The sequence below is a fragment of the Vibrio sp. 03_296 genome, assembly GCF_002265885.1.
Genome location: NZ_NPKW01000070.1, coordinates 85,965 through 112,908, shown reverse-complemented (window position 1 = coordinate 112,908; position 26,944 = coordinate 85,965). Strand labels below are relative to the sequence as shown.

Genomic DNA, 26,944 nt, shown 5'->3' with positions numbered 1-26,944 from the left:
TCTCACTTATTGATTAGATTTCGGTAAAGACTCATTAAGCTTTGTTGATGACGGGTCAACGAGTAACGCTGTTCTAATCGTCGACGCGCATTGTGGCCTAATTGAGCCGCCTTCTCTGGATGTTGGGCAAAAGTGTCCATTACCTCAGCCAAAGAAGTAGAGTTCCCTGCAACAAATAGATGCCCTTCGGTTCCCTCTCTTACCTGCTCTGGAATCCCTCCAATATTGGCTCCAATCACGGGTTTTCCATACGCCATCGCCTCAAGAACGGACATTGAACAGTTCTCGTAGCACTCTGACGGCACCACGATCGCACTGGCTTTTTTAATCAGTTGATGCAATGCATCGCCAGATTGAAAGCCCAGAAATTCGATCATGCTGTATTGCTGTTTTAACGTCTCATGCAGTGGGCCATCCCCCACCACTTTGAGCGGCAGCAAGCGTTGTGACTGTTGATAAGCAGCCGCCAGCGTTGCTATGCCTTTTTCCTGACTTAATCGTCCTAGATAGAGAAAATAACCGTCATCACTGACGTCGCTGCAATCGACGTTTTCATCGATGCCATTGACAATCACTTCAATGTGGTTTTCTGGTAACTTGCGGCGCAAGATGCTCGCAAGAAATTCGCTCGGAGAAATAATCACGTCAAGCGCACGATAATTTCCCGCTAAAGATTGATAGGTTGCTTCGAGTGAGAGCAACACACTTTTAAATAAGGATCCTTGTTGGCAACGGTAACGTGTCGCGTTCCAAACACTGCCATCTAGGCACGCTTCGCAAGTTTTACCTTGGCGATACATGGTGTAACTCGGGCAAGCAATTTTCGTATCGTGCGCCGTGAGTACCGTTTTGCAACCCGCAGATTTTGCCACTTTAATCAGCGAGGGTGTCAACTGATGGTAAATATTATGAAAATGTACGATTTGTGGTTTTTCTTGCTCAATCAGTGTTTTTAGCTTGGCACACGCATCACTGTTGTGAATAAACGCCCAAGCGGTCTTCAAACTACTGCTGATCCCATGCCCTTGGTGGTAGTCGACGTTGTCGACAAAAAAGTCACTGTATGAGGAAGTGAGGTTTTTCTCATGCTTCATGGCGAAATCGATGATCTCGAAACCCGCCGAATGAAGCAGCTCACGCTCTTGAAAAAACACCGTCTCAGCACCGCCTTTCAAAAAGAAGAACTTGTTAACCAACAATATTTTCATGCCTGCTCTCCTTTCGTTACGGTATTTTGCGGTGCTTGATGTGGATCGTTGTGAGAGGAAAACAACCCTCGAACCAACCCCGCCGAAAAGACAGTTAGGTTGATCACGCTTTGCGCCGCATCGCGCAAAGAACGATTTTTGACCGCTTTAAGCAGGAAAAAAGCGCCAAGCGGCATGAGCGCCGCCACAATGACCACAGGCTTCAACGAACACAGTGATGCCAGCAGTAAGCCGAGATAGAGAGTGAATATCGCTTCGTTTTTAACGGTATGCAGGGCATCACGGAAATGCGCTTTCCTCCAAGCGCTTCTCAACAGCTCACCCGGCGCAAACAAATACTGGCTACGCCAGCGATATTTGAGCAATTGCCAAGTGGAGAGATCATAAGAAGTGTGGTGAAAATAAGGCTGCGCTAAGCGATGCAGCTTATAGCCTGCGTGCTTCAAACGCATGCCCAACTCGGCTTCTTCATACGCGTGTAAGTTACGGTTAGTGAGATAACCGATCTCATCAATGGCACTTTTACGATAAAGGCCACCTCCACCAAGATGCGTACAATCCCCCAGAGGGTAGATTTTGTGTAGGCGCTGCTTGCGTGATTTGAATTCGTAGCTAACGGCATCATCCATCTCAACCATACCAGCCACACCAGCATAACTAGGATGAGAGCGTAAAAAACCAACACCCGCTTCAATAAAGCCCGGAGCCAGCTCCATATCACCATCCATCAAGAGCAGAAATTGACCTTTGGCATGGAGATAACCCAGTTGATGGCCCACACCACAACAACGCTCATTTTCATTCACTAGGCTGACAACGGTTGCGCCATTGGCTAACGCGATAGAGGGTGTTTCATCGGTAGAAAGGCTGTCCGCCACCAGAATCTCGTGAGGAAAAGCAGCAAGGTTTTGGCGAATACTGTCGATCGTGTTCGCGATACCTTGCTGTTCATTATAGGTTTTAATAATGACACTGATTAATGGCTTAATGGTCATATCTCACTCTTTTTATTGATCATTCTGTGTTATCTAGCTGCGTATTACGCTTCACGACCCATCGCAAACTCACAATGGGTTACTTGCTGCCTGACCGATTGGCGAATCACCACCACCGCGCCTAGCGCGAAGTAAAATAGAAACTGCAACATAGGGACTAACATTAAGATTTGGCTATAAGGCAGGCTGAGCAGCACAGCGATAATGAACGCGATAAACGCCGGTTGCGACGCCAGCAATCGTCGGTCTTCATCGTTGATTGATTCGATATCGAGTTGCGGTGTTGGCAAGGCAACCCATACGATGGTGCCCACAACCGCAACAAACAGCAGTAAACCAGCTAGCCCGAGCTCCCAAAGCATCATGCTTAGCGAGGTGGAATCCAGCAGAACATTGAACACCTGATTCAAAAAACCCGGCGCAACTGAGCTGCCGTGGTTGGTGGCATTGAGGCCGTAGCCAAACCATTGGCTTGGCCAGCCATACAAATCGCTGTTTTCTTGCCAAAAGAACAAGGTGGTCATTCGCCCCAACTCACCAGAAGGCATGATGTAATGAGGATCAAACGCGTAGGAGAGAGAGTCGATGAACACCATCAATGCCCCTTTGCTTGGGTCACCACCAAATGCCGACGCATAAGAGGCAGCCAACACCAATACCGCAATCGTGATCAGAGCCAACATCCCGAAGAGGATAATCAACACCATTTTTAGCCCGTATCGGCGCATGCCTTTCAAATAGCTGGGAGCAAACCACGTAAAAGCCAAAAGCAGAGGCGAAATAAGAATGACAAACTTAATTTCGCCCAATACGCAAACTGCAAACGCAGCAATGATGTGTAACAGCGTGCTGCGCTTCGTCGCCACGCCATGTTTATATTCAGACAATTTGAGCAACATGATGAGCAGACAAAACAGCCCCAGAGCGGCGGTGTTTCCGCCCCCTAGTGGATCACCACCAAACGTGCCCACCACAGAGTCCCACTTTTCGTACTCTCCCATCACCGCAACACGTTTTGGCACCATGACCAAAACCTGATAAGCAATCACCGGAAACTGCAGATAGAAAATCCAGTACAGCGTTTGAGTCACACGGTAGATCTGTGATTCGCGGCAAAAGCCAAGTAATAAGCACAGTGTTATCAGCGCCAGCGACAACTCATTTTTAAAGCCCACAATGGTGACGGTCACGCCGTTTTGCAACACGGTCGAAAGCAGTGCCAAGACAAACAGAGCCACCAGACCGAACAAGATGAGCTGCTCTTGTGTATCAAGCGAAAACTGGCTGAAACGTGTTTGCATCATCAATAAAATGACCATCACACAGGCCAAAATAAATGGCAGCCACAGCACCGAACCGATGCCCGTGAAGTACTGTACTAAACCGCACACCACTAGGGTTATCCAGGCGAGCCCTTGTAAGTAAAAGCCATTATTGAGCGTCACGCAGCACCTCGCTATCACTCATACTACGCGCTCGCTTGTTCACCGTGAGATAAATAAAGCCGTAACGCAAGGCAGATAAAGCGGCAAAGGCGATAATCGACGCTTCATAGCTGGCCGACCAATACGGCATGAGGACGAACGCCACCATCACCACGGCAAACTGCTCACACTGAATTCGGAAAAAATACCTCGGAGAACCAAACACCAGCTCCACTACGGTCAACGGACAAATCGCCAGAGCAGTGAACAGATACGGCAACATGTATTGTGAGGTAGGAACGGAGTCCAGCCATTCTTGGCTGACCCATTGCTGTGCGGTGGCAAACTGCATCACCAACGGATAAAACAGGTAAACCCCAGCGGTTGCCGCAATCCCCATCATAAGCAGCAGTTGTCTTACCTTGAGAAACTCTGGGTAATTAAAGCGTTGGTGACGAAAATCCACCGACCACTTTGAAAAAATCGAGTTGCGTACGGCGTTGCCAATAATCACCACCGGAGACAAACAGAAGCGACTCACTACCGCAAAGTAACCCGCGATCAGCGGAGAAAACCAATAAGTAATCAATACGATGGGAAGATTACCGTTGACCATCACCATGACTTCCGCACTGCCAATGCCAGCAATATGCTGACGATGCTCGCACAAAAAGCGCCAATTAGACGCCCAAGAGAAATGGCGAAGTTGGATGCGTTTAAATGGAATGGAATAGAGAAGCCACAGCGCAATCAGCACCAATAACGCCGCTGTCCACGCCAAGTAGATCTCTGCTGGCTCACGAGAAAAGTAAACACACAAGGCGACCAATACCGAAACCATCAGTCTTTGTGTCGCGAGCAGCGTGATCTTCTCATCGCGCATCAGCAGGTTTTCAGAAATCAAAATCCACGCATGGGCCAAGGTTAAACCATAGACCCAAAGCAAAGATTGCTCGAAAAGCGCGACCACAACCACCGCATAGGGCAATGCCAACACGCTGGTTTGCATAAAGCAAAACACCACATTTTGCCCTAATTGCTCGGATGACTGCTTTGGCAGCAGCAATTGCGAAGCAAAGGTCGCAATCTGCGCGCCAATCAGCACAATACTATAGGTCAGTGCGTATTGCCCTACTTCCGCCATGTCGTAGCGGTGCGAAATCAACCAAATGGAAAACGCACCAATGACTTGCGAAATAATGGATGAGCCTGCGACCGTGGTGATGCTTTTCAACAAACTCATGCTATTGACCTAGGTTATCGAGTGCCGACAATGCCCCATGCGTCACAAAGGCGAGCGACTCTTCGCTGATCAGTTCATCGGCATTCACGCGATTAAGCACCCCACCTAACAAACCGACTCCCTCTTGCTCAAGCTTGGCAAGATCATGACGAATGGCCGTCGCCTGACGCGTATCGGCTTGAATCACCACCAACACTTGGTCTAGCCATTTAGTGATCAACTGTGCATCTTTGTTTTCATGCAGGCTGGGTAAGTTCACCACCACACGGTCGTAATGGAGTGCGAGCTGCTCAAAAGCGTGCTTGGCTCCTTCCCGGCCAAGCAATAGCAACGGAGATTGAGTCAGCACCCCTCGTGGTAACCAATCGCCGCCCTGCTCCATTGGCTGAACAAAGTCAGACAAGGTCAGCGTTGTTGTTTGTTGCTCTGCGTCCAACCATTGCGCAAAACCTGTTGCCACAACGGATTCCTGCTCTGATTGAGATTCAAACGGCAACGAGAGCCCCGTTTGGGTGCGATAATCGAGGTCCACCAGCAAGGTTCGATGGTTTGCCGCAAGGCTTTGCGCCATTAACTGAGCCACCAAGCTCGCCCCTTCGCCCTCACAACTGGCAACCACACCTAAGGTTCGAGCATTCGGTGCTTTCAGTAACACCGCGCTGTTAATGCCGTGAATGGTTTCCATCGCTTGCTGATTGCTGGCAATCAGTTTTGCCAAAGCCGAGCGTTCAACCCCCTCAGCAAACTCCGGTAAATCCGCTAATGGCACAAGGCCAAGTTTACTAGGCAACTGGGCCAGTGTGCTGACCGTTTGGTTCATGGCGGTGCGCACAATTACAAACAACAAAGCGATCATCAGTGAGAGTACAAACACCATCACCAGCAACAGTTTTTTGTTTGGCTTTTGTGGACGCTCCGCTGCAACCGCAGGGTCGTAAATCAGCGCATCGGGTTCACGATACTGCGCAGTGAGCGACTGCTCTTTGCTGCGTAAAAACAGGCTCTTATAAAGATCTTCTGTCTTTTGCAAATCCAGCTTCATGCTCTCGTACTGGTCACGTTTGGCCACCAAGGTGCGGAACCGTTTTTTCTGCTCGTTGAGCAGAGCTTTGTAGCGATTCTCTTTGGTGAGCGCCGCTTGGTACTGTTTGTACAAGCCATCTTTTAACTCATTCAGCAGGTTCTTAGTTTGGCCTTCGATCGCTTGAATTTGCGCTTTGGCTTCCAGCACCTTGTTATGCTTAGGACCGTATTTATTTTGCAAATCGTAGAGTTTACGTTTCGCTTGAATCATAGCGATACGCAAATCTTGCAACTGTGGGTGACTTGAGATTTCCGGAATCGCGGCAATGTCATCCAGCGGTGCATCGATATTGTTGAGCACGATTTCATACTGCGCTTGAGCTGCCAAACGACGCTCTTTCGCATCAGCCAGTTTGTTGGTAGTGATGCCCAACTCTTCCGTTTCAAAGCCATCAATGCCACGAAAAGTGAGCAAGCCCTCTTTGTCGAGGAAGCGCTCCATCTCTTTCTTTTTTGCTGAAACTTGTTCACGCAACTCCGCCATTTGGCTTTCATTCCACTGTTGAGCACTTTGCGTTTTTGCCATTTTTTGCTCAACGCTGTAGTCAATGAAACCCTGCGCAACAGCGTTTGCAATGCGCGCCGCTTCTGCGGCGTCTGGCGATTCATAAGAGACATAAACCAATTGCGTCAAACGCACCGGCGTGAACGTAAGCCCTTTACGCAATGTTTTGATCGCGTTGTCCATACGCTGCTGCTCTGGCAACTGCCAGGTCAAGGGCGACTCTGAGATTATCTTGTCGCGATTGTATTGACTGTTTTCGTCGAGATTAAGCTGCTTTACCACACGCTCAAGCACCACGCGAGACTGCATCAGGTTCAGTTGCGTTTCGTAATACTGAGCACGAGTTGAATCATAGCCATCAACCTGCTCAATCGGCGTGGCGTTGTCAGCTTGTGCTTTGAGCAATACCGCCGCGGTCGAGATGTACTTTGACTCCATCGACATGATCAAAGGCACGCAGGCTCCGGTGACCAGCGCCGTAAAAAGCACTATTTTTAATCCATTCTTTTTCAACGCTTTAAGAAACGGCGTGAAATCGATACTGTTTTCAACTTTCTTGCCGCGCGCGACCATTCCTGCTGCCATATTAGAAAAAGCTCTGTTCTACAATTACAGTGTCACCCGGGTTCACAGGGTGCGTGAGTTCAACATCTTCAATCAGCTCCAAAGTCGAGCCTGAACGGATATTGATATCGCCTTTGTCGGCGCGATCGGTAAAGCCACCCGCCATGGCGATGGCCTGTTCAACGGTTAAACGAGGCTGGTATTCATAGCCATTTGGCTGTTCAACCTCGCCAGAGATATAGAACAAGCGAAATGACTCAAGATTGACCGTTACCATCGGATTAAGAAGGTAATCTCCGCGCAGACGGTTTTCGATCTCGGTTTCAATCTCGCTCGGCGTTCTGCCAGTTAGCTTCACTTCACCAATGTATGGGAAGTTCACTAGGCCAGCTTTGCCAATTTTCAGTTTCATCGATAAATCGTCTTCACCATAAACGATGATCTCGATTTTATCGCCAGTGCCTAAGTGGTAATCATCCAACGATGCATCGCGCTGTTCTTTCTGAGTCATTTGAGGAGACGAGGGAGCGTCTAACGTTTCCGCCATCCCTTGCCCAAGCCATAACAGACTGAATATTAAAAGAAGTACTCTTTGCATCTTTCCAAACCTTTTTATATCTGCAACTTCAACTGCAATTCGATGAACGACTGGTCGTATCCTAATTGGCGCTCGACCCATTCACTTGATCCGTTGCCGCCAATGTTGAAACGGTCAACGTCTTCGTTCGAGTCCATTCCATTCCACTGATAATTCATCTCCAAACGAACCGATGGTCTAAAGTCGTAACCTAACGACACTTTGACCATCTGCGTTTCATCTCGGCGGTCATTGTTAGCCATGCGATAATCTTCGGTTTCATAGCCATATTCAATTCGCGATGACAGGCGTTTCACCCACCATTGATGCTGCCAAGCAACGCCGTAGTGACTATTGAGGATGTAGCCCCCTTCCTCACTCGGATCTTTGACGCGTTGCCACGTATACAAAGTAAACATTGAATGTTTCACTGGTCGCCAATTGGCTTCCACATCCCAGTTAACCCCTCGAAACGTCTCTGCTTCACCGTTATTCGGGAAGCTTTTTTGCAGCAATGCTGTCTCCGCTTCCAAGGTCGTTTTGCCAGTCAGCTCGGTTTTTACGCCAAACAGCAAGTAGTACTCATTGCTGTTTTTTCTCTCGTTTTCTTCATAATGTCGTTGATTGGTGATGAAGCTATACCGAAAGCGGCTATGACTGCTCATTTGGTCAAACAAATCCACCACTAAGCTGTCTTCACGCCACTGCTGCTCTTCAACGTAACGGAGAAAATTCGCATTGGCTTTTGCAATATCGTTGGTATCACGAAAGCTAAGCTGCTTGCTCTGCAACATCACTTCCAACTTGCCGCGACCTTGCAATGCGCCGTAGCTGTAGCGCAAACTGGTATCAAACATGCTATTTCTCAGGCCGTGCTGAGAAAATCCGTATTGTTCAAACTGACTTTCGCTAAACCCTTGCGTGAGTTCATCACCCCGCTCTTCTTGATCGTAGGTTTGTGCGATATTCCATGTTAGCCCGTGTTTTTGGCCAAAACGCCATGCTCCTTCAAACTGCAGAAAATGCCGTGCATAATCGTCAGCCGGCGAATCGCCGTATTGGCGGTATTCTCCGCTGTAGGCCAACAAATAACGGTCTTCCCCTCGCACACCAATCGCCTGAAGATAAGGCGCTAATTGAACATAGTCAGATTGCTGCGCCTGCTGATCATCTGTTTGATACGTCACATTGTCATTTGAGCCGTAGCTCGCAGCGAGCTGTGACTGAAAATCGATGCCTGCAATGCCAATATGCGATTTCGGTGTTAACTCTGCATTGACTGGCAAACAAACGAGCAACCCGAAGATGGCACTAGTAAGCTGTCTCACTAACAAAGCCTTTGAATACCGTCATGAAAATAATTTTGATATCCAACCACAGACTCCAGTTTTGCATGTACTGAATATCGTATTGGATTCGCTTTTCCATTTTATCGACCGTTTCGGTTTCGCCACGGTATCCATTGATTTGTGCCCACCCCGTGATGCCAGGCTTAATTTTGTGTCTGATCATGTAATTATCGACCAACACTCGATATTCTTCATTGTGAGCAACCGCGTGTGGTCGCGGCCCCACAATCGACATCGAGCCTTGCAGTACGTTAATAAACTGCGGCAGTTCGTCTAGTGAGGTTCGGCGGATAAAAGCGCCAAATTTGGTCACGCGAGGATCATTCTTGGTGGCTTGCGTCACTACCGCATCATTTTCCATCACGCGCATTGAACGAAACTTCCACACTTTGATTTTTTTACCACCAAGGCCATAGCGGTCTTGCTTAAACAGTACCGGGCCTGGAGAGCTTAGCTTCACACCAATGGCAACAGCAACCAGTACAGGCAAAATCAAAAGGGTGATCAGCGAACCAATGACGAGGTCTTCGACACGTTTGAAAAACGCCCCCACCCCATCAAAAGGCGATCCAAAGACGCTGAAGGTTTGCACACCACCTACCGATTTCACCTTGGAAACCGACAAGTTATAGGTATAAAGATCTGGCACCAGATACGTATCCACGGTGCTGTCAGACAATGCATTGAGATAATTGCGGATGCGATCTTTGGCCACCATGGGCAACGCTATGTACACTTCGTCCAGCTTGCGTTCTCGGGCAAGCTCTAACGCAACGTCAACTTTGCCCTTATACGGCGCCTGCGTTAAATAACCAAAGCGTTCTTCCTCTCTGTCATCATAAAACGCCAGCTCAATATCATTTTCGTTGTAGTCTCGCACTAATGAGCTGGAAATCGCCAATCCCGCAGGCGTAAGGCCAATGATCGCAATGCGTTTTTTACGATTAGCCAGCTTGATCACCGCTCGCACAACGGAAATGATTGAAATTCGGAAAAGGCTCAAGAACGCCAACACCAGTACATACCAGTAGTTCAACAATGTTGGATTCAGGTTTGTGATGGAAACGCCTTTTAGCCCCCAAAAACCAAATCGCACGAACACCATCATAAAAGCAGACAGGAGTATCACAACGCACAGTCTGGCCAGCGAAGCACGCACTCGGCGTATACGAGAACGCGAGTAGAGGCCCAGATATTCACCACCAAGCAGAAAGATAATCGAAAAGATAAATCCTGCGGTGACATCAATGGCGGTTTCCTCTTCCCCGAGCAAAGCAATGAAGATGAAGAGTGAAAAGTTGATGAGAAGGAAGTCGGCTATTTTCAATAAAGTAGCGTATCCATCATCGGCAAACTTTAGTGCTTTATTTGAAGTCATTACGAGAACCTATCTACAACCTTGAAACACATAGACCTTGTTAAAAAACACAAGTCGATATTGATACGAATGATTGTTTGGATGAGAAAAACCGGTCGCAATGTACATAAATTTGACACCAACACTGTCAAGAAGTTGTCAAAACGAATTTTCAAATAGTCGACATTGATCACCCAAATAAGTAACAACACCAAAGCATTCGTCACACTAATGAGACATTGCAAACTCAGAGGCATATTACCGAGCACGAGCGAAGAATGCGAGGAGAGATGATGTAAATCGTTGAATACATCAGATTTTTAGATCTTATGGTTGGTAACAAAAACACCGAATAAAAAGGCGATTCAGAGAAATCGCAGCACGCCACCCCATAATAGCGAGGCGTTGGACAATTGCGTCTTTGACTTTGATTGCCTGTCTAAATACAAACTAATCACTTTGGATCAAGCATTTTTTCGACGAACATCACGTAGTGACGGGTAGATCATAAAACTATCAATACGTGTTGCAAAATTGTTATCACTCAGAATAATGCACAATGTTACAAAAAAGTAACAACACAACATCAGATAATAATTATTCGTTTCTATTAAAGAACAGACAGGATACACAATGGTAAAAAATGTAATGCTGGCCATGTTAGGCAGTACTGTGGCGTTCAACGCTTCAGCAGCCGGCTTGGATGAAAAAATCAACGAGGTCGTGGCACCTATCGTCAACCCCTTTGTTGGAATGATCTTCTCGACCATTCCATTCCCTTTTTCTGACGTACAGGTTCCTTGGATTGTATTGTGGCTCGTCGTTGCTGCGACGTTTTTCACTTTTTATCTCGGCTTCATTAACGTACGCGGTTTTAAACACGCGATTGATCTGGTTTCAGGCAAATACTCTGATCCTAAAGCCAAAGACCAAGGTGAAGTTTCTCACTTTCAAGCCTTGACCACTGCCCTTTCCGGTACGGTTGGCCTTGGTAACATTGCCGGTGTTGCCGTCGCGGTCTCTATCGGGGGTGCTGGTGCCACATTCTGGATGATACTGGCAGGCCTACTGGGCATGTCCAGTAAGTTTGTTGAATGTGCACTGGGCGTGAAATACCGCAATACCAACCCAGACGGTTCAGTGTCGGGTGGTCCTATGTACTACCTCAGCAAAGGTCTCGCCGATCGCGGTAACGCGGCGTTTGGTCGAACTCTTGCAGTGCTCTTCTCCGTTTTTGCCATTGGGGGTGCTTTGGGTGGCGGTAACATGTTCCAAGCCAACCAAGCGTTTAAGCAAGTGGTTGAAGTGACGGGCGGAGCATCTTCATTCCTTGCTGACAAAGGCTGGCTATTTGGTTTGATCCTCGCCGCCATCGTCGGCGTCGTGATCATCGGTGGTATCAAATCGATCGCAAAAGTGACCGAGAAAGTGGTGCCATTTATGGCGGGTATCTATGTCGGTACTGCTCTGATCATCATCGGCATGAACTTCGATCGCATCGACGACGCATTCGCGGCGATTTTCAATGGCGCCTTTACTGGCGAAGGCATCACTGGCGGTGTGATTGGTGTATTGATTCAAGGCTTTAAACGTGCGGCATTCTCGAATGAAGCAGGTGTGGGTTCAGCGGCCATCGCACACGCAGCGGTAAAAACCAAAGAGCCGATGTCTGAAGGTTTTGTTTCGCTCCTTGAACCTTTCATCGATACCGTCGTGATTTGTACTATGACCGCCTTGGTGATCATCATTACTGGTTACTTGGATAACGGCTCTGGTCTCGCGGGTGTTGAACTGACGTCTGCCGCTTTTGGTAGCGCCATTAGTTGGTTCCCATACATCCTGGCGATCGCAGTAGTGTTGTTCGCGTTTTCAACGATGATTTCATGGTCATACTACGGCTTGAAAGCATGGACTTACCTATTCGGTGAAAGCAAGACTGCAGAGCTGATTTTCAAAATTAAATTCTGCATGTTTGTGGTGATTGGCTCTGCGATGAACCTAGGCCCAGTGATTGATTTCTCTGACGCGATGATCTTTGCCATGGCATTGGTGAACATTGTTGGCCTGTACATTCTTGTACCTGAAGTTAAACGCGATATGAAAGATTATCTAGCGCGCCTACAAGCAGGCAAAGTCTACAAAGTACAGCAGCAAAATATCGAAGAACCGACACAAGCGTAACTGTTGGATACTCTCTTTAAAAAACAGCAACTTCGGTTGCTGTTTTTATCCATGAATCAAAATATGACGATCCACCAACATCCTCTCCTTCGATGGTTAATAATGATGAACTTCATCACAAGATAACGCTCGCGGCACTACTTTGTGCCGTTTTTTCAAGAGTTCAAAAAATCATCTTGTAATTCTATTCAGACGACGAATAATTGAACATTCCCGATAGGCTTTTTCTCTCTCATACCAGACGTTGAGCGCTCACTTGCGTGCTTATGTCGTCCGGTAACTCGTATTTGTCACCTCGGTGTCAATACCACACACGATCTCAAATCGCATCTCATCGGGTCTTTACTATTCAACATAACAAAACTCCGCGATGAGAAAGTAGTATCACTCTCATCCAACGAGCAACAAACTCTCTTTACAACGTTTGCGGTAACATGAGGCTCACGCCTCGGCATAACGTGAAGCGCGCTCTTCGCAACATGTTTCTCCGTCGTTAGTTCAAGAGACGTCACAATCAGTGCAGGAGGCTTAAGTGAAAATATTCTGGAATTTAAGGTGGTTTTTCAAACTCAGGTGGAAGCACTACTGTGGTTCTATTCTGCTTTTTATGCTCATCTCTGCGATGCAACTGGTAACGCCCAAAGCAGTGGGTCACATCGTTGACGGTATCGTCGCTAATACCATGTCCACCACTGAAATACTGCAGTGGTTTGCTGGTTTAACTCTGATTATGTTCGCCATCTATGGCTGCCGAGTGTTGTGGCGAGTGTGGCTATTTGGCGCCAGCATTGAGCTTGGCAGCATTTTGCGAAATCGTCTCTACCATCATTTATCGAAACAGCCCCCCCGATTCTTTGAACGCTACAAAACTGGCGATCTCATGGCTCGTGGCACCAACGACGTAAAAAATGTCGTCGTGACCGCGGGTGAAGGCGTGTTAACTGCAGCGGATTCGCTGATCACTGGAATTGCGGTGTTGATCATCATGGTGACGCAAATCAGTTGGAAGTTGACGGTGATGGCGTTGCTACCAATGCCGTTTTTGGCGATCACCATCTTTTACATTGTGCGCATTTTGCATCAGCGTTTTCGCATCGCTCAAGAGGCATTCTCTGAGCTTTCCGATCTGACTCAAGAGTCTCTCAATGGTGTGAGAATGCTCAGAGCCTTTGGTTTAGAAGAGCAAGAGCAAAAACGATTCGAGCAGATGGTTGATGACACAGGCAACAAGAACATTGCGGTTGCACGTGTTGATGCGCGTTTTGACCCAGCCATTCAACTCTCTATCGGCCTTTCTTTTTTCTTAAGCATCAGCGTTGGAGCCTATCTCGTTCACCAGAAAGCGATCACGTTAGGCGATCTCACTGCCTTTACTATGTATTTAGGCTTGATGATTTGGCCAATGCTGGCGTTTGCTTTCCTATTCAACATTCTTGAACGTGGCTCCGCTGCGTGGAATCGCCTCGAGGAAATTTTCCAACAAGAGCCAGAAATTAAAAGTGGGGATTTGCCATTAACAAAAAATGCTCAGTCACTTGCGATCGAGATTGACAACTATCACTGGAATGCAGACTTGCCCGCCGCGCTTTCTCAGTGCCACATTACCTTGCAGCCTGGCGCAATGCTTGGTATCGCGGGGCCCGTTGGCAGCGGTAAATCAACCTTGATTGCCTTGCTGCTTCGTCAACAAGAGCTGAAACAGGGCGATATTCGCTACGGTGATATCTCGCTCAAACAAGCAAACCTTGAGCAGTGGCGCGAGAAATTTGCCGTTGTGAGTCAAACACCCTTTCTGTTTTCGTGCTCTATCTATGACAACATCGCGTTAGGAAAGCCAGACGCAAGCCAACAAGAAGTGCATCAAGCGGCCAAATTCGCCTGTATTCACGATGACATTTTGAAGTTCCCAGACGGCTACGACACTGAAGTTGGAGAGAAAGGGATTACGTTGTCCGGCGGGCAAAAACAGCGAATTGCTATAGCCCGAGCTATGCTGCTCAACGCTGAAATTCTTATTCTCGACGATGCACTTTCAGCAGTAGATGGACGAACCGAGCACGAAATTTTACGTAACCTTGAACAGTTCTATCGTCACCAATCATTGATTGTGATTGCCCACCGACTGACAGCGTTAGAACAAGCCAATGAAATTGTGGTGTTAAATCACGGACACATTGCCGAGCGAGGTGATCATGCCAGTTTGATTTGCGCACAAGGTTGGTATGCAGAAATGTATCAATATCAACAACTCGAACAAGCAATGGAGGAGGCAAACTCATGAAAAAGACCGCGTTGAAACGCTTATTTGCTTATCCATTGGCGCAACCCAAACCCATGATGACGGGTTTAGTCTTTTTGTTGATTGCGGCCATCAGCAATGCGGGGGGCCCTTGGCTTATCCAACACTTTATTGATGAGCACATTACCAAAGACAATTACACTCAACAGACACTTGTCTTGCTGGCTAGTGGCTATATTGGCCTGCTGCTTTGCTCAGCTTTGTTTCAATATCTTCAAGGTTTGCAATTTAACATTGTCGCGACAGGCATCATTAAAACCATTCGCAAGCAAGCCTTTCATCGTGTGATCAAGCAACCTTTGTCGGCTTTTGATTACACCCCTACTGGCAAGTTGGTCTCAAGACTCACCAACGACACGGAATCTCTGCAGCAGTTCTACGAGCTGTTGATCGCCTCCGTGGTGAAGAACCTCGTGATGATCTTAGTGATGCTGGGCGTTATGCTGATTTTGAGCTGGCAGCTAACGTTGGTGGTCTTGGTTTTGCTGCCCGTTGTGGTTGGTTTTATGGTGCTATTTCAAAAGCTCAGCACCCATGCATACCGAGTGATGCGTGACTTGCTTACCGACATCAATGGCAACATGAGCGAATCGATCCAAGGGATGAGCGTGATCCAACTGATGCGCCAAGAAAAACGCTTTAACCAACAGTTTAATCAACTGACCGAGCAACATTTCAATGCGGGTCGTAAAGTCATCAAGCTAAATGGCATTTTACTTCGACCCTTGATGGATTTATTGGCGGGCATCGCTTTGCTCACCCTCGTTGCCATTTTCGGTTTCAGTGGTACCGAGCTCATTGGTGTTGGCGTACTGTACGCGTTTATCAGCTACCTTGGCCGTATTACTGAACCCTTAATAGAAATGACGCAACAACTAGCGCTACTGCAACAAGCTTTAGTGGCCAGCGAACGCATTTTTGAAATGATGGATGCACCGGAACAAAGCTATGGTAATGATCAGCAGCCACTTAAAAGTGGTTCCATCGCCATAGAGCAACTGAGCTTTAGCTACGATGGTAAGCAGCAGGTATTGAAACAGATCGACATTAACGTGGAACACCAGCAATTCGTCGCTTTGGTCGGTCACACGGGTAGCGGAAAAAGTACGCTCGCTTCGCTATTGATGGGCTTCTACCCAGTAAGCCAAGGCAAACTGAAACTGGATGGGCGCCCTATTGCGTCATTGGCAAAATCGGTGCTGCGAAAAGACGTGGCGATGGTTCAACAAGATCCACATATTCTGCCAACCTCGGTCAGAGAAAATATTGCCTTGGGACGAGAAGTCTCAGACGACATCATTTGGCAATCTTTAGAACAAGTTGGTTTGGCTGAGCAGATCAAACGCTACCCTCAATTGCTGGACACCCAACTGGGCCAAGGAGAAACCAACCTCTCTGCTGGACAAAAACAGTTGTTGGCCATGGCCCGAGTGCTTATCGCTAAGCCGAAAATTTTAATCCTCGACGAAGCAACGGCAAACATCGATTCAGGCACTGAGGCGCTGATACAGCGCAGTTTGAATGCACTACGCCATGATATGACGCTAGTGGTGATTGCACACCGCCTTTCCACCATCATGGAGGCCGACAAAATTGTGGTTTTACACCACGGAGATTTGGTTGAAATGGGCAGCCACAAACAGCTGCTTGCACAGCAAGGGCGATACGCACAGATGTACCAGTTGCAACAAGCAGGCCAGCATATCAAGGAAATTGAACAGCAGGAGGAACTGGAACAAGCCAGCTAACCCCGCTTTTTCGCACTTGATGCACACACAAGCCGTGCCAGAATCTAAGGCACGGCTTATCCTTACGTTAATTCCACGTGATTTCTTAATAAATTTACAATTTACCCCTAGGGTAGAAGCGATAAACCACTCGCATTTCATGAGATATTTATTGTACAATTTTGTCGTCTCACGATTTTGACTGCTTGTGAAGCCGTTAAATACCTATACTTGAGTGAGACTGTCAGTGTCTTTCATCTTTAAATAACTATTCCAACAGAAAGACTGGTTGTTATTCGTCATATCTATCACCTTTAACTACTGTGTAATATGTCCATGAACGAAGACAAATTTACGAATATATATCGTTTACCAGGATCACTGCAGATTCGTATTGCCAAATGGCAACAAACCTTTCGCGGCACGTCTGATCTTGTTCTGCATCAAGCCCTCACGGTACGTAATAAACAGTACCAAAAGCACGACTTTTTTCCTAAAGGTTGGTGTATTCCATTGGTCGATGAGAGCGAAAGCTCCATCACACATCATGGGAAATATATTCAAACCGCAATGCGTACCATGGTGGACCGAAAAGTTTCCTATAAGCGTGTCTTCCTCTCTCGTATGCCACAGGACGAAGCCGAGAAAGCGCTCGCTTTATTTAAGAAAGAGTGGATCACTAAACACAACAAAATTGCGCGCCAATACAACCAAATTAAGAAAAAAGAGTTTATGAACTACGCTTGGGAAGAGTTAGAAACGCTTTATCCTGCGATTCCCAAAGAAAATTTCGACAAGCAATTGTGGAATCGATTGGTGTTCAAGGAATTTGGTCCAGATAAGAAATACAAAAATCCTTACTTTGTTAAAAAAGCCGATTTTTAACTTGATACGATGTGATTCGTGCCGCAATAGACCCCATACAAAGAAGCCGCTATCTTTCGATAGCGGCTTTATTGATTTTTAATGTTGGTGGACATCGGGTCTTGTCCCAAATTCAGATTGCTGATAAATGTCGGCCAAAGATTTTGGCTTTTTCACTCTGCGCTTTGTTCGTGGACAATAGACAACTTCCTGCTCACTAAGCGCTTTTTCGTGTTCTTTGGCTGACTGAATAAACTCAGGATTCGCCATGGCTTCCTGCCTGAGTCGGTTAACACGTTCTAGAGTATCCCAAAACATAACTGCACCTCCGCAAAGAAACTGTATGTATACTCAGTATAGTCAATTTACTCCATTGGTCAACAAAATACTGTTTATTTATACAGTCAATGACAAGTCGCGTAGCGCGACTTGTCATTGACTGTTTGCCAAGGGCGCTTTATTGGAGGTAAGCGTTAAGCATCCACAACAGTTTTTCTTGCTCGCGGATGTAATCTCCCATCAGCGCAGCGGTACCTTCATCTTCTGCTTCACCTGCCTGCTTAAGAATCGCACGTTGCTTAACCAACAACTTGCTAAAGCCATCCACCAAACCAGAAACAGACTCCTCGCCACTGAACACATCTTGATGTTCAGCAATCTCACTGTTTAGTAAGTAGGTGCTAAAGCTGTGTTTTGGCGTAAAACCAAGCGTTAAAATACGCTCTGCCAATTCATCCACCTTCACCTGCAGATCGGTATAAATTTCTTCAAATTTTACGTGCAGTTCGAAAAACTGCTGACCTTTGATATTCCAGTGGTAACCACGAGTGTTCATGTAAAGCACTTGATAGTTTGCAAGAAGTTGATTGAGTTGTTCTGCCAACGCTTGAGCTAGCTGCTGATCGAGACCGATATAATTTGTATTAGACATAGCATCACCCTTATTTATTTTTGCTAGAGAAGCCTTTCTTCTCTCAATGGGTGTAGTCTATGCGAGCGGAGATTAGAGGTAAAAACGATTGAATCTATAGATTTAATTGTCTTTACCTATTAAAAGTAAGGACTTTAGTAGAAACCATCTTTGGGGTCGTGTTCAGGAAAACGCGCCACAACATCACGCAGCTCTTCTTGGTGTTCGCGCAGCGCATTCACGCATCTGCGATCCAGTTTTCCTACAATCACCATTTTTTCAAGCTCTAGCAAGGCATGCGTCACCGACCAAGCTTGGCGATAAGGCCTGTGCGTGGTGAGCGCATCAAACACATTCGCCACCGAGACAATTCTTGCCGCAGGTGGTATTTCCTCCCCTTTCAAACCAAATGGATAACCTGAGCCATCTAAAAACTCATGGTGATAGGCCATAATTTGCTGCAACAATGTGATACTTGGGTGATTAGGATTGCCCAGAGATTCAAGAATACGGTCCATGATTTCAATGCCATTTTCCACATGATTACGCATTGTATTGCGTTCTTGCGCATCCAGCGTATCGGTTTTGCACACCAGTTCGATGTCGAGTCTCACTTTACCCAAATCGTGGAAGCGGGCGAAAAGAGAGAGATGCTCTATGGTTTCGTCGTCTAGCGACCACTCCTCCGCCATGTCGTGGGCAATAATTCGGGTGTAATGGCTCATGCGCTCTTTGTGCGCACACGAATCTTTATGGTAAACAGGAAACAGAACTTGAGTTCGTTCAGCACAATCCGCAATGGCGTGCACGATCTGATATTCAGAGACAATGGTGAATTTCACCATATCAATATAAGGCTGAAGTTTCTCAATCAGCCCTTCATCAAACGCGTCCACTTCTCGAGAGTTCAGGAAGAGAAAACCCACAAATTTGTCTTTTTCAAAACATGGAATGGCAACCGATGAACGATAACCTGCATGAAGAAGCGACATCACATGCTTACTGGACGCCAAGCTGTTTAAATCCGCAACAATACGGTGGCTCTGCTCTTCGACACAACGCTGCAACATTGGAAGCTCATCCAAATAGGCACTAAAGTGTGCGAGTTGAGGATACAAGCCACTGCTGTCAGCATAGGTTTTCAATTGGTTGTCATCTTCATCAAACAGTGCAAACGAAATCCGATCGATACTAGGCTCATGGATACGCATGCGATCACGAATGCTTTCCAATTGCTCATTCAATGAATTCGTGTGATGAAAATAAGCACAATTGTTGACTTCTAGCAGTTCCATTCCCAGCTCCTTTACACGTAGCAAAAGAGGGCCAGCCTTCATGCTTGCCTATTGCTCCGTCTATTTTGTCTCCCAACACTCCTAATTGTAGGAGCAAAAAAGAGCGCTTGCCTGATAGAAGAGCGGCAAAATGCAGATTGTTTGATCTACATTAATATCCATTTTTTTGACTAAAAATAAGCCATTTATTTTGATGAATTAATCAAAACGGACGACATTTTTCTGACTGGTCTTATCACTGTTATAAAACTAAAAGCGGTTGGCAACTTCAATCAAATTCATGTCAGGATCGCGAATGTAAACCGAGATAATCGGCCCAGTAGCACCCGTTCTTTGAACCGGCCCCTCTTCAATCTCAATACCACATTGTATAAACCACGTAGCGACCTCTTGGATAGGCGTATTGGTGATAAAACAGAGATCGGCACTGCCAGGTTGCACATGACCCGCCTTAGGTTCAAATTCGTGCTGCCACTGATGAAGGTTGATCTTCTGTTGCCCAAAGTTGAGTGCAATACGTCCACCAGCAAATTCCTGCTTCTCCATCCCCAAGCAATGGGTGTAAAACGCCACAGAGGTCGGAATATCTTTAACGGTCAAAACTAGGTGATCGAGCTGAGTCATCGCTATCATGTGCACCTCTGAATCGTTGATACGAAAAGGGCTGGTTGTGTTAACCAGCCCAACATCATCACTATTGTTACCCTAACGCAGGCAGAACCCCAACGGTTATCAGGATCTGGGCCGCAACAATCACAACCCCGGTTACACCTGTGAGCGTTAACGCTAGTTGGCCACCAGCCACTTGGTAACTCCCCTGCTTCTCTGGTGATTTACGTACTTTGTTTACCATCACCACCGGCAAGAAAATCGCCAAAACAGCCAATGCAATTGCGGCATAACCAAGCGCCATAATGAAGCCCTGTGGGTAGAAAAGCGCAAACATCAGCGGCGGTGTAAATGTCACCACTGCAGGAATGACGCGATTTTGTTTCTGGCCACTCTTTTTGATGACATCGCCAAGAAACTCAAACAAACCTAGGCTCACCCCTAAAAATGAGGTTAACAGAGCCAAGTCCGCAAACACGCCTACCAATTGGCTTAAGTAAGATTGCTGAACTTTCGCGGCCAGCTGGGCAATCAACGCCGTCAACCCTGAGTTATTAAGCAGTACCTCTTGATTCACCACGCCGAGCGTGACCAGTTGCCAGAACACATAAATAATCAGAGGAATGGACGATCCAATGACAATCGCTTTGCGCAGCGATTTGGTATCGCCATCAAGGTAATTCACAATAGCAGGAATGCTGCTGTGGAAACCAAACGACGTAAAAATGACTGGCAGAGCCGCGACAATCAACCCTTGTTGGATCGGCATGCTGAGTAAGTAAGACTCCGTCACATTAGGAGCGAGAAAGAACAGCACCGCGACCATGGCAACCATTTTTAAACCAAATAAAACGCGGTTTACTCTATCGACGGTCGCCGTACCACTGGTTACCACCGCGGCCACAATCACGGTAAAGATGACCGTTGCCACAGAGGCATCCATTTCGATGGAAAACCAAGCGGCAAGGCGCTCACCAAACTGTGCACCACCACCAGCAATGTAAGCTGCGCAAAGCGCATAAAACAGAAACAGCATGGCAAAACTGGCAACCCATTTTCCTTTCGTGCCTAGAATTTGTTTCGCCAGCGTGTGCAGCGTCGCACTTCTATCTGCCTCTTGATGGAGCTCCACCATCAACAGCGCGGTATACGACATCAAAACCCAAAAGCCGATCATAATCATGACGGAAGTGGAAAAACCAATCCCTGCCGAAGCAAGGGGCAATGCAAGCATTCCAGCACCAATTGTGGTGCCTGCAATAATCAAAGTACTACCAAAAATCTTTGAACGGCTCATAGTGTATTCTTATATTTACGGAACAGAATATAGGCCTAGAGACAAATGGTAGAAAAGAGAATCATCACCACCAAATTAACTAGGTTGATGGCGATTTTGTAGCATCTTCATTTTTAGATCAAGCAAAATGTAATGCATTTTATCCAAAAGTGTAAACTTTGGAATACACTCCATTCTAACACCTTGTTAGTACTCGTATAGCGCAAGGGCGAAGCGTCAGTCGAGCTGGCAACGCTCCAATCAGTTCGCCATCGCATTGGAACAAGGCATTGTCTTCTCCTGCCACTAACAGTGCGCGCATTGTTTCCGCTTGCACTCGGCGGTGCTGTTCGATTTTTCCATTGAGTAAATACGGCAAACTGAAAAGACGCTGCAAAAACGGCATATCTTCTACAAAAACGGCGTGTAGCACACCCGATTGATGGTGCGCTTTGGGGGAAAAATCCATCCCGGCACCGCCATAACGGCCGATGCAAAACATGCTGAGTAGGACCGTTCTGGCCACATCTTGCGAAGAGGAATCATCAAAACATTTGAAGTGCAACGTGCGACCTTGATAACCGTAAAGAGAACTCAGCAGCGTAGAGTAGTAACGCAGTGACTTACCACCCGCGCATCCCATTTGCTGCAATATGTGGCAATCAAGCCCACTGCCTGCCATATTGATGAACGCATGCTGCTGTAAAAAATCGTCACCATACTCCACCACGCCAACATCATGTTCGACCACATTAGCGGTTTGAAGAAACTCAAGCCACGCGTTTGGACTTTTGGGAATGTGGTGATAGCGCGCCCAATCATTGCCCGTCCCTTGCGGCGCGACGGTAAGAACAAATTCTTGTAAATCGCAACCAGATTCAAAGATCCCTTGAAGCAGTTCGTTAACGCTTCCATCTCCTCCGATTGCCACAAACGCACGTTCGCCTTGCTCTGCCAACGCTCGACTGAGAACTTTGGCATGCCCTTGGTATTGAGTTTGATGGAAATGGTGCTTGATATTGTGTTGAGAAAGTAAAGGCTTGAGTTGTTGCCAAAAGCGAAGTGCTTTTCCTCCGCCAGCTTGCGGGTTGAGAATAAAATTCCAGGTCATACCGATTAACTTCAATGATTTATGGCGCTATTTTAACTTGTCACTCGTGGGGGAAAAATCAATTGTTAATTTGTTGTGATCAACCACGGCGTTTTGCTCCAAGCAATGTCATTTCTGCGAGTTCAACCCACTTAGCAGCATGAGAACCTAGCCTTTCAACCAGAGGCGAATGTCACGACAAGTCAGTTCGCTTTGCTACACTCTAATAACCCGTTCGTCAAAGCGACGCTTAACGACGGTCACCTCGTTCGACATAAAACCGAGTAGAGAACATTGATACATAAACCGATCTTGTCACTTTGTCTGTTCGTTATGATCGCTAACAGCGTGGTCGCCGCAGCGCCGCCTACTCAGCCGGACGTCGTCCATTTTGCGATTGGCGAATGGGCACCTTATACCAGTGAGCGTCAAGGTACACTGGAGAAAATCATCCGCCAGATCTACACCAGCCAGGGTTACGAAGTGCGCTACTCATACCATCCTTGGGTTCGTAGCACTAAACTTGTCGAGCATGAAAAAGCAGACGCCACTTTCCCTTGGTATAGCAATGACGCACGCCAACAGATTTTTTATCAATCCCCTACGCCAATCATGTTTGCAGAAACGGTTATTTTTTACCGTGAGTCGATGCCCATTCGCTGGAGTGCCATTTCTGATTTGGCTAACTACCGTATTGGCGGTGTAGAAGGATTTTCCTCGACGTTGCTGTTGCGACAACACAAAGTATTTCCTCTCATCAGTTCCAATCAAAAGGAGAATTTCCACAAACTGCATCGGGGAAGAATTGACGCGGTACCCGCTGAAAAGCGCGTCGGACGCTTACTCATCAACCAAGTGACGGGGTATGATGAACGCGTGATCATGACGGATCCCAAGCCGCTTCTCAGTGAGCCTATGTTCCTGTTGTTTCAAAAAACACCGCGTGGCAAAGCGCTGCTCGATGCCTATGAAGACGGTATGAAAAAGCTCATTGCCAATGGTTGCTATGAGAAAATGCTCGATGACCAAGATTGTCCGTAGCGCTCAAATCGCAGCCTCTAAGCCCAAGCCCCACCATTCACTCAGCCATTAATAGACGCCTCCTATTTCAACGATAAACACAACCGACTACGACATCCCGCCCGGTTGTTTTAGCCTTGCAGACTAGAGTGAATCTAAACGGTAAAGAGAGATGAAAGCACTGGTCGTGGAAGGGGGCGCAATGCGCGGCGTATTTGCCAGCGGCGTATTGGACGCATTTTTGCAGCAAAATTATCAACCTTTTGATCTGGCCATTGGGGTGTCGGCAGGCGCATCCAATTTGGTTGGCTATTTGGCGAACGCTCAAGGGCGTAGTTTTAATGTCATCACTAAATTGGCCACATCTCAGCGTTTTTATAACCCAAAACGTTTTATCAAAGGGGGCGATTTGGTGGACGTAAAATGGTTGGTTGACGAATCCATGCGTCGCTACCCCATTGAGGCAGAACGTCTTTTTACAAACACGCGTTTGCTGGCCACCACCACTGACATAGCAACAGGGTTACCACGCTATCAACAGCTAACCAAGCAGAATGTAAATCAATTATTGGAAGCGAGCTGTGCCCTACCTATTGCTTATCGCCAACCACCTTGCTTTGCAGGCAGTTGTTTTACCGATGGCGGGGTCTCGGATTCCATTCCAGTGAAAGAAGCGTATCGCCAAGGCGCTCGTGACATAACGGTGGTGTTGTCGCACCCATTGAGCTACGAGATGCCAGAAAGTCGCCACACTTGGCTCACCAACACCTTGTTGTCACGTCAACCCACTATCGCTAAAGCGCTGCGTCAACGAGCCAAAAATTACAATGCAGCATTGGCGTTTATTCGCTTCCCACCGCCCAATGCCACTATCCGAGTGATTGCACCAGAAGAAGGTTTTAAGGTGAAACGGTTAACGATGAATCAACGCAAACTTCATCAAGGCTATCAAATGGGTATTACGCAGGGAAAACAGCATTTAGCAAGGTTGAACGGCACAGATGGACTGACACGCGAAAACTGCCCTTTTTGCATTTAAAGCGGACACTTTCCGCGCAACGAGATCCGACCACGTAACAAAAGTGTCACCGACTTCAAATTACTCAACAATAGCTTGTTTCAAAGATGATAATTTGCATATAAAGCAAGTATCATAAATGAAAACTATTACAAATAAGTCAACAACACTTAATAACAAGATACCCAAACCACTTGGAGTTGTAGGTAGGCGGCAAGTGAAGTCTTCCCCATGAACATAGACAGAATACGTGATTGGGTCGGACTGGCGTTTCAGATAATGAGCCGAGCCAACAGCGCTGCAGCTTCAAGTAGGAATGGGATAACGTAATGTCGGAACATCAATGAATAATACATGTGAGTCAAGCTCGCTTCATTTTGAAGTGGACCTCAAACAGGCTCTGATTTGGGTGGCACGTGCTTTAGATTATGTCGGAGTCGATGACACTCACCATAACCACCGTGTCGCCTATATCGCTTACCAATGCGCGCTTGCTCTGGGTTGGGATTTAAAAAAAGCGGAGTTCAGCTATTTTGCTGGAATGGTGCACGATTGTGGCGTCTCGGAAACGAAAGAGCATTTAATGCTGCTAGAGACGCTGATGCCACAAGACGCCCAAGCCCACTGCATTCGCGGTTACCAATCTTTGCAACAGTGTAATATTTTGGCTCAGTTTGCTGAGTCAATTTTGTATCACCACACTCGTTGGGATGAGCTTGAAACCTTAGAAGTCTCTCCGTTTAACAAAGACATCGCAGCGCTTTTGTATCTTTCTGATCGCCTAGATTTTCTCAGGGCTCAATTCACCGATGAGTGTCATAGCGATATGGTGACGCTGCATGAACACGCCATCGCCGACACCATCATGACCAATGCGGGTAGCCTCTTCCATCCTGGAATGTGTGATGTGATGGTAAGACTCATCATGACTGACGGCTTCTGGTTTGCAATGGAATCGGAAAACATCGAAACCATTGGGCTTGGCTTCTCACATATCGATTGGCTGCAAAAACAGCTCACTATCGGTGACTTAATGAGCTTGGGTCTTTTTCTCGCTCGAATTGTCGATGCCAAAAGCCCATTTACTTATCAACACTCACAGAAAGTCGCCGAAATCTCACGCTTCCTCGCTGGAAAAATGTCGCTCTGCGAGCATGACCAAGAGATGATTTTTATTGCCGGCTTAGTGCACGACATCGGCAAGTTAAAAACCCCTGATGACATTCTTCATAAACAAGGAAAGCTCAATGATCAGGAGTACACAAGAATCAAACGGCATACCATCGATACCGAACTTGCTCTGCATAAAGTCTTCCCCAACTCAAAAATTGCTGAGTGGGCATCCAACCACCACGAAAGGTTAGATGGTTCTGGTTACCCATACCACAAAACGGCCACCAATCTGGATCTGCCGTCGAGAATTATTGCCGTCGCCGACGTCTTTCAAGCATTGTCCCAAGATCGCCCCTATCGTCCAAGAATGCCACAACATGAAATTGAAGCCTTGATGACGGCCTTGGTGGACGATGGCAAACTTTGTCCAACTGTTTTTGGTGCGCTAAAGCGCCACTTAGATGACTGCTATCAAATGTCCATTCAAGACAGTAAGTAGCTTTCTCGGCTCTCGTCAGTAAAACCGTTTGACAAAAAACCGCCAAAAGGCGGTTTTCATTTCAAATAGGCTAGGTTGCATACGGCATCACATAACAGTGCAAGAGAGTAACCGATGCCTTATTTGGAGATATCCAATAGATTGTCCCGCACGCCATTGATGCGGAACCACCCTGCAATGCTGTAGCGATTAATATGGCTGGTCAGCACTTCATGGGGGAACAGCTCCGAGAGAAAAACAACCAGTCTTCCGCTCTTTGGCGCGATGACTTCTAGCAAATTGTCCTGAAGATCGTACAGATGTAATTCACCACCATCTCCCGGCTGCCAATCCTCATTCATGTAAAACACGGTCGTAAGTTTTCGGTTTTCTTGCCCTTGAAAACTGTCTAAGTGCTTTTGATAGAAATCGCCCGGTTCATACTTAGCAAAATGCGCTTCATATTCAAACAACCCTAGGTAAAGATAGCGATTGGCACTCAATCTAATCTCTTCCATCAAGTCAAGGTAGTGACCCACCGCTCTCGCATTCTCTCGTTGAAGCCACTGAATTTTGTCGCTGCGAATCTTCGTCGCTTTCACCAAGTCGTCATTGCGGCCAATTCTCGCCTGTTTCCAGTTTGCTGGTATCGCTTCTCGTAAATCCGCGACGGACTGCGAGTCTAAAAAATCATCCCAAATGTAATAACCATGGGTAATTAGCGCATCTATCAACTTTTCCATTCAGCTCATTCCGCAC

22 protein-coding genes are annotated in these 26,944 nt (G+C 46.9%); 7 read left to right on the top strand and 15 right to left on the bottom strand.

From position 1 onward, the window contains the following. Positions 1–2 precede the first annotated feature (2 nt). The 8 genes from CIK04_RS09085 to CIK04_RS09050 are packed head-to-tail and all read right to left on the bottom strand — an operon-like array spanning position 3 to position 10,326. Complete coding sequence (locus tag CIK04_RS09085; protein ID WP_097352753.1) at positions 3–1,208, bottom strand: glycosyltransferase family 4 protein; 1,206 nt, start codon at positions 1,206–1,208, stop codon at positions 3–5. Continuing rightward, the gene (locus tag CIK04_RS09080) at positions 1,205–2,203 is read right to left on the bottom strand and encodes a glycosyltransferase (protein ID WP_097352754.1); all 999 of its coding nucleotides are present in this window, start codon (positions 2,201–2,203) and stop codon (positions 1,205–1,207) included. The genes CIK04_RS09085 and CIK04_RS09080 overlap by 4 nt, the downstream gene beginning before the upstream one ends. Before the next feature lie 44 nt (positions 2,204–2,247). Then, positions 2,248–3,648: a capsular biosynthesis protein gene (locus CIK04_RS09075; RefSeq protein WP_097352755.1), complete on the bottom strand. Its 1,401-nt coding sequence runs from the start codon at positions 3,646–3,648 to the stop codon at positions 2,248–2,250. Beyond that, positions 3,635–4,870, bottom strand: a complete 1,236-nt coding sequence (locus tag CIK04_RS09070) for a lipopolysaccharide biosynthesis protein (protein ID WP_097352756.1) — start codon at positions 4,868–4,870, stop codon at positions 3,635–3,637. The genes CIK04_RS09075 and CIK04_RS09070 overlap by 14 nt, the downstream gene beginning before the upstream one ends. Before the next feature lies 1 nt (position 4,871). After that, positions 4,872–7,043 carry a polysaccharide biosynthesis tyrosine autokinase gene (locus CIK04_RS09065; protein ID WP_097352757.1) on the bottom strand — a complete coding sequence of 724 codons (2,172 nt, stop codon included), beginning with the start codon at positions 7,041–7,043 and terminating at the stop codon, positions 4,872–4,874. Position 7,044: 1 nt separating this feature from the next. Next, on the bottom strand, positions 7,045–7,620 hold the full coding sequence (locus CIK04_RS09060; protein ID WP_038940713.1) for a polysaccharide biosynthesis/export family protein: 576 nt from the start codon (positions 7,618–7,620) through the stop codon (positions 7,045–7,047). Positions 7,621–7,634: 14 nt separating this feature from the next. Next, positions 7,635–8,933, bottom strand: a complete 1,299-nt coding sequence (locus CIK04_RS09055) for a capsular biosynthesis protein (RefSeq protein WP_097352758.1) — start codon at positions 8,931–8,933, stop codon at positions 7,635–7,637. Further along, complete coding sequence (locus CIK04_RS09050) at positions 8,911–10,326, bottom strand: undecaprenyl-phosphate glucose phosphotransferase (RefSeq protein WP_097352759.1); 1,416 nt, start codon at positions 10,324–10,326, stop codon at positions 8,911–8,913. The genes CIK04_RS09055 and CIK04_RS09050 overlap by 23 nt, the downstream gene beginning before the upstream one ends. A gap of 612 nt (positions 10,327–10,938) precedes the next feature. On the opposite strand from CIK04_RS09050, the gene CIK04_RS09045 reads away from it, so the two are divergent. The 4 genes from CIK04_RS09045 (at position 10,939) to CIK04_RS09030 (ending at position 17,397) form a co-directional block, all read left to right on the top strand. Then, positions 10,939–12,486 carry a sodium:alanine symporter family protein gene (locus CIK04_RS09045; protein WP_039450898.1) on the top strand — a complete coding sequence of 516 codons (1,548 nt, stop codon included), beginning with the start codon at positions 10,939–10,941 and terminating at the stop codon, positions 12,484–12,486. 532 nt (positions 12,487–13,018) lie between these two features. Beyond that, complete coding sequence (locus tag CIK04_RS09040; RefSeq protein ID WP_097352760.1) at positions 13,019–14,767, top strand: ABC transporter transmembrane domain-containing protein; 1,749 nt, start codon at positions 13,019–13,021, stop codon at positions 14,765–14,767. Next, complete coding sequence (locus tag CIK04_RS09035; protein ID WP_097352761.1) at positions 14,764–16,533, top strand: ABC transporter transmembrane domain-containing protein; 1,770 nt, start codon at positions 14,764–14,766, stop codon at positions 16,531–16,533. The genes CIK04_RS09040 and CIK04_RS09035 overlap by 4 nt, the downstream gene beginning before the upstream one ends. Positions 16,534–16,848: 315 nt before the next feature. Further along, complete coding sequence (locus tag CIK04_RS09030; RefSeq protein ID WP_026050543.1) at positions 16,849–17,397, top strand: hypothetical protein; 549 nt, start codon at positions 16,849–16,851, stop codon at positions 17,395–17,397. Positions 17,398–17,475: 78 nt separating this feature from the next. On the opposite strand, the gene CIK04_RS09025 is transcribed toward CIK04_RS09030, so the two are convergent. From CIK04_RS09025 to CIK04_RS09000, 6 genes are all read right to left on the bottom strand, one after another. Continuing rightward, positions 17,476–17,694 carry a hypothetical protein gene (locus CIK04_RS09025; protein WP_011080165.1) on the bottom strand — a complete coding sequence of 73 codons (219 nt, stop codon included), beginning with the start codon at positions 17,692–17,694 and terminating at the stop codon, positions 17,476–17,478. 139 nt (positions 17,695–17,833) lie between these two features. Next, positions 17,834–18,307 carry a Dps family protein gene (locus CIK04_RS09020; RefSeq protein WP_011080164.1) on the bottom strand — a complete coding sequence of 158 codons (474 nt, stop codon included), beginning with the start codon at positions 18,305–18,307 and terminating at the stop codon, positions 17,834–17,836. Positions 18,308–18,441: 134 nt separating this feature from the next. Beyond that, complete coding sequence (locus CIK04_RS09015; protein ID WP_097352762.1) at positions 18,442–19,581, bottom strand: HD domain-containing phosphohydrolase; 1,140 nt, start codon at positions 19,579–19,581, stop codon at positions 18,442–18,444. A 249-nt stretch (positions 19,582–19,830) separates the two neighbouring features. Then, a complete protein-coding gene (locus CIK04_RS09010) occupies positions 19,831–20,211 on the bottom strand; it encodes a VOC family protein (RefSeq protein ID WP_197697243.1) in 381 nt (126 codons plus the stop codon). 70 nt (positions 20,212–20,281) lie between these two features. Beyond that, complete coding sequence (locus CIK04_RS09005; RefSeq protein ID WP_017421146.1) at positions 20,282–21,487, bottom strand: aromatic amino acid transport family protein; 1,206 nt, start codon at positions 21,485–21,487, stop codon at positions 20,282–20,284. 175 nt (positions 21,488–21,662) lie between these two features. Then, positions 21,663–22,577, bottom strand: a complete 915-nt coding sequence (locus tag CIK04_RS09000; protein WP_097352763.1) for a diacylglycerol kinase family protein — start codon at positions 22,575–22,577, stop codon at positions 21,663–21,665. Positions 22,578–22,889: 312 nt separating this feature from the next. Here CIK04_RS09000 and CIK04_RS08995 point away from each other — a divergent pair, with 312 nt between their 5' ends. The 3 genes from CIK04_RS08995 (at position 22,890) to CIK04_RS08985 (ending at position 26,206) form a co-directional block, all read left to right on the top strand. Then, positions 22,890–23,597: an ABC transporter substrate-binding protein gene (locus tag CIK04_RS08995; protein WP_094867098.1), complete on the top strand. Its 708-nt coding sequence runs from the start codon at positions 22,890–22,892 to the stop codon at positions 23,595–23,597. 151 nt (positions 23,598–23,748) lie between these two features. Next, a complete protein-coding gene (locus tag CIK04_RS08990; RefSeq protein ID WP_097352764.1) occupies positions 23,749–24,615 on the top strand; it encodes a patatin family protein in 867 nt (288 codons plus the stop codon). Positions 24,616–24,937: 322 nt separating this feature from the next. Continuing rightward, the gene (locus CIK04_RS08985; protein WP_039468410.1) at positions 24,938–26,206 is read left to right on the top strand and encodes an HD-GYP domain-containing protein; all 1,269 of its coding nucleotides are present in this window, start codon (positions 24,938–24,940) and stop codon (positions 26,204–26,206) included. 119 nt (positions 26,207–26,325) lie between these two features. On the opposite strand, the gene CIK04_RS08980 is transcribed toward CIK04_RS08985, so the two are convergent. Next, a complete protein-coding gene (locus CIK04_RS08980) occupies positions 26,326–26,928 on the bottom strand; it encodes a 2OG-Fe(II) oxygenase (protein ID WP_097352765.1) in 603 nt (200 codons plus the stop codon). Between the last annotated feature and the right edge of the window lie 16 nt (positions 26,929–26,944).

Coding starts and splice junctions, on each gene's coding strand:
- CIK04_RS09085 (WP_097352753.1), bottom strand. CDS start 1,208: ATGAAAATATTGTTGGTTAACAAGTTCTTCTTTTTGAAAGGCGGTGCT.
- CIK04_RS09080 (WP_097352754.1), bottom strand. CDS start 2,203: ATGACCATTAAGCCATTAATCAGTGTCATTATTAAAACCTATAATGAA.
- CIK04_RS09070 (WP_097352756.1), bottom strand. CDS start 4,870: ATGAGTTTGTTGAAAAGCATCACCACGGTCGCAGGCTCATCCATTATT.
- CIK04_RS09065 (WP_097352757.1), bottom strand. CDS start 7,043: ATGGCAGCAGGAATGGTCGCGCGCGGCAAGAAAGTTGAAAACAGTATC.
- CIK04_RS09060 (WP_038940713.1), bottom strand. CDS start 7,620: ATGCAAAGAGTACTTCTTTTAATATTCAGTCTGTTATGGCTTGGGCAA.
- CIK04_RS09050 (WP_097352759.1), bottom strand. CDS start 10,326: ATGACTTCAAATAAAGCACTAAAGTTTGCCGATGATGGATACGCTACT.
- CIK04_RS09045 (WP_039450898.1), top strand. CDS start 10,939: ATGGTAAAAAATGTAATGCTGGCCATGTTAGGCAGTACTGTGGCGTTC.
- CIK04_RS09035 (WP_097352761.1), top strand. CDS start 14,764: ATGAAAAAGACCGCGTTGAAACGCTTATTTGCTTATCCATTGGCGCAA.
- CIK04_RS09030 (WP_026050543.1), top strand. CDS start 16,849: ATGAACGAAGACAAATTTACGAATATATATCGTTTACCAGGATCACTG.
- CIK04_RS09025 (WP_011080165.1), bottom strand. CDS start 17,694: ATGTTTTGGGATACTCTAGAACGTGTTAACCGACTCAGGCAGGAAGCC.
- CIK04_RS09020 (WP_011080164.1), bottom strand. CDS start 18,307: ATGTCTAATACAAATTATATCGGTCTCGATCAGCAGCTAGCTCAAGCG.
- CIK04_RS09015 (WP_097352762.1), bottom strand. CDS start 19,581: ATGGAACTGCTAGAAGTCAACAATTGTGCTTATTTTCATCACACGAAT.
- CIK04_RS09005 (WP_017421146.1), bottom strand. CDS start 21,487: ATGAGCCGTTCAAAGATTTTTGGTAGTACTTTGATTATTGCAGGCACC.
- CIK04_RS09000 (WP_097352763.1), bottom strand. CDS start 22,577: ATGACCTGGAATTTTATTCTCAACCCGCAAGCTGGCGGAGGAAAAGCA.
- CIK04_RS08995 (WP_094867098.1), top strand. CDS start 22,890: ATGATCGCTAACAGCGTGGTCGCCGCAGCGCCGCCTACTCAGCCGGAC.
- CIK04_RS08990 (WP_097352764.1), top strand. CDS start 23,749: ATGAAAGCACTGGTCGTGGAAGGGGGCGCAATGCGCGGCGTATTTGCC.
- CIK04_RS08985 (WP_039468410.1), top strand. CDS start 24,938: ATGAATAATACATGTGAGTCAAGCTCGCTTCATTTTGAAGTGGACCTC.
- CIK04_RS08980 (WP_097352765.1), bottom strand. CDS start 26,928: ATGGAAAAGTTGATAGATGCGCTAATTACCCATGGTTATTACATTTGG.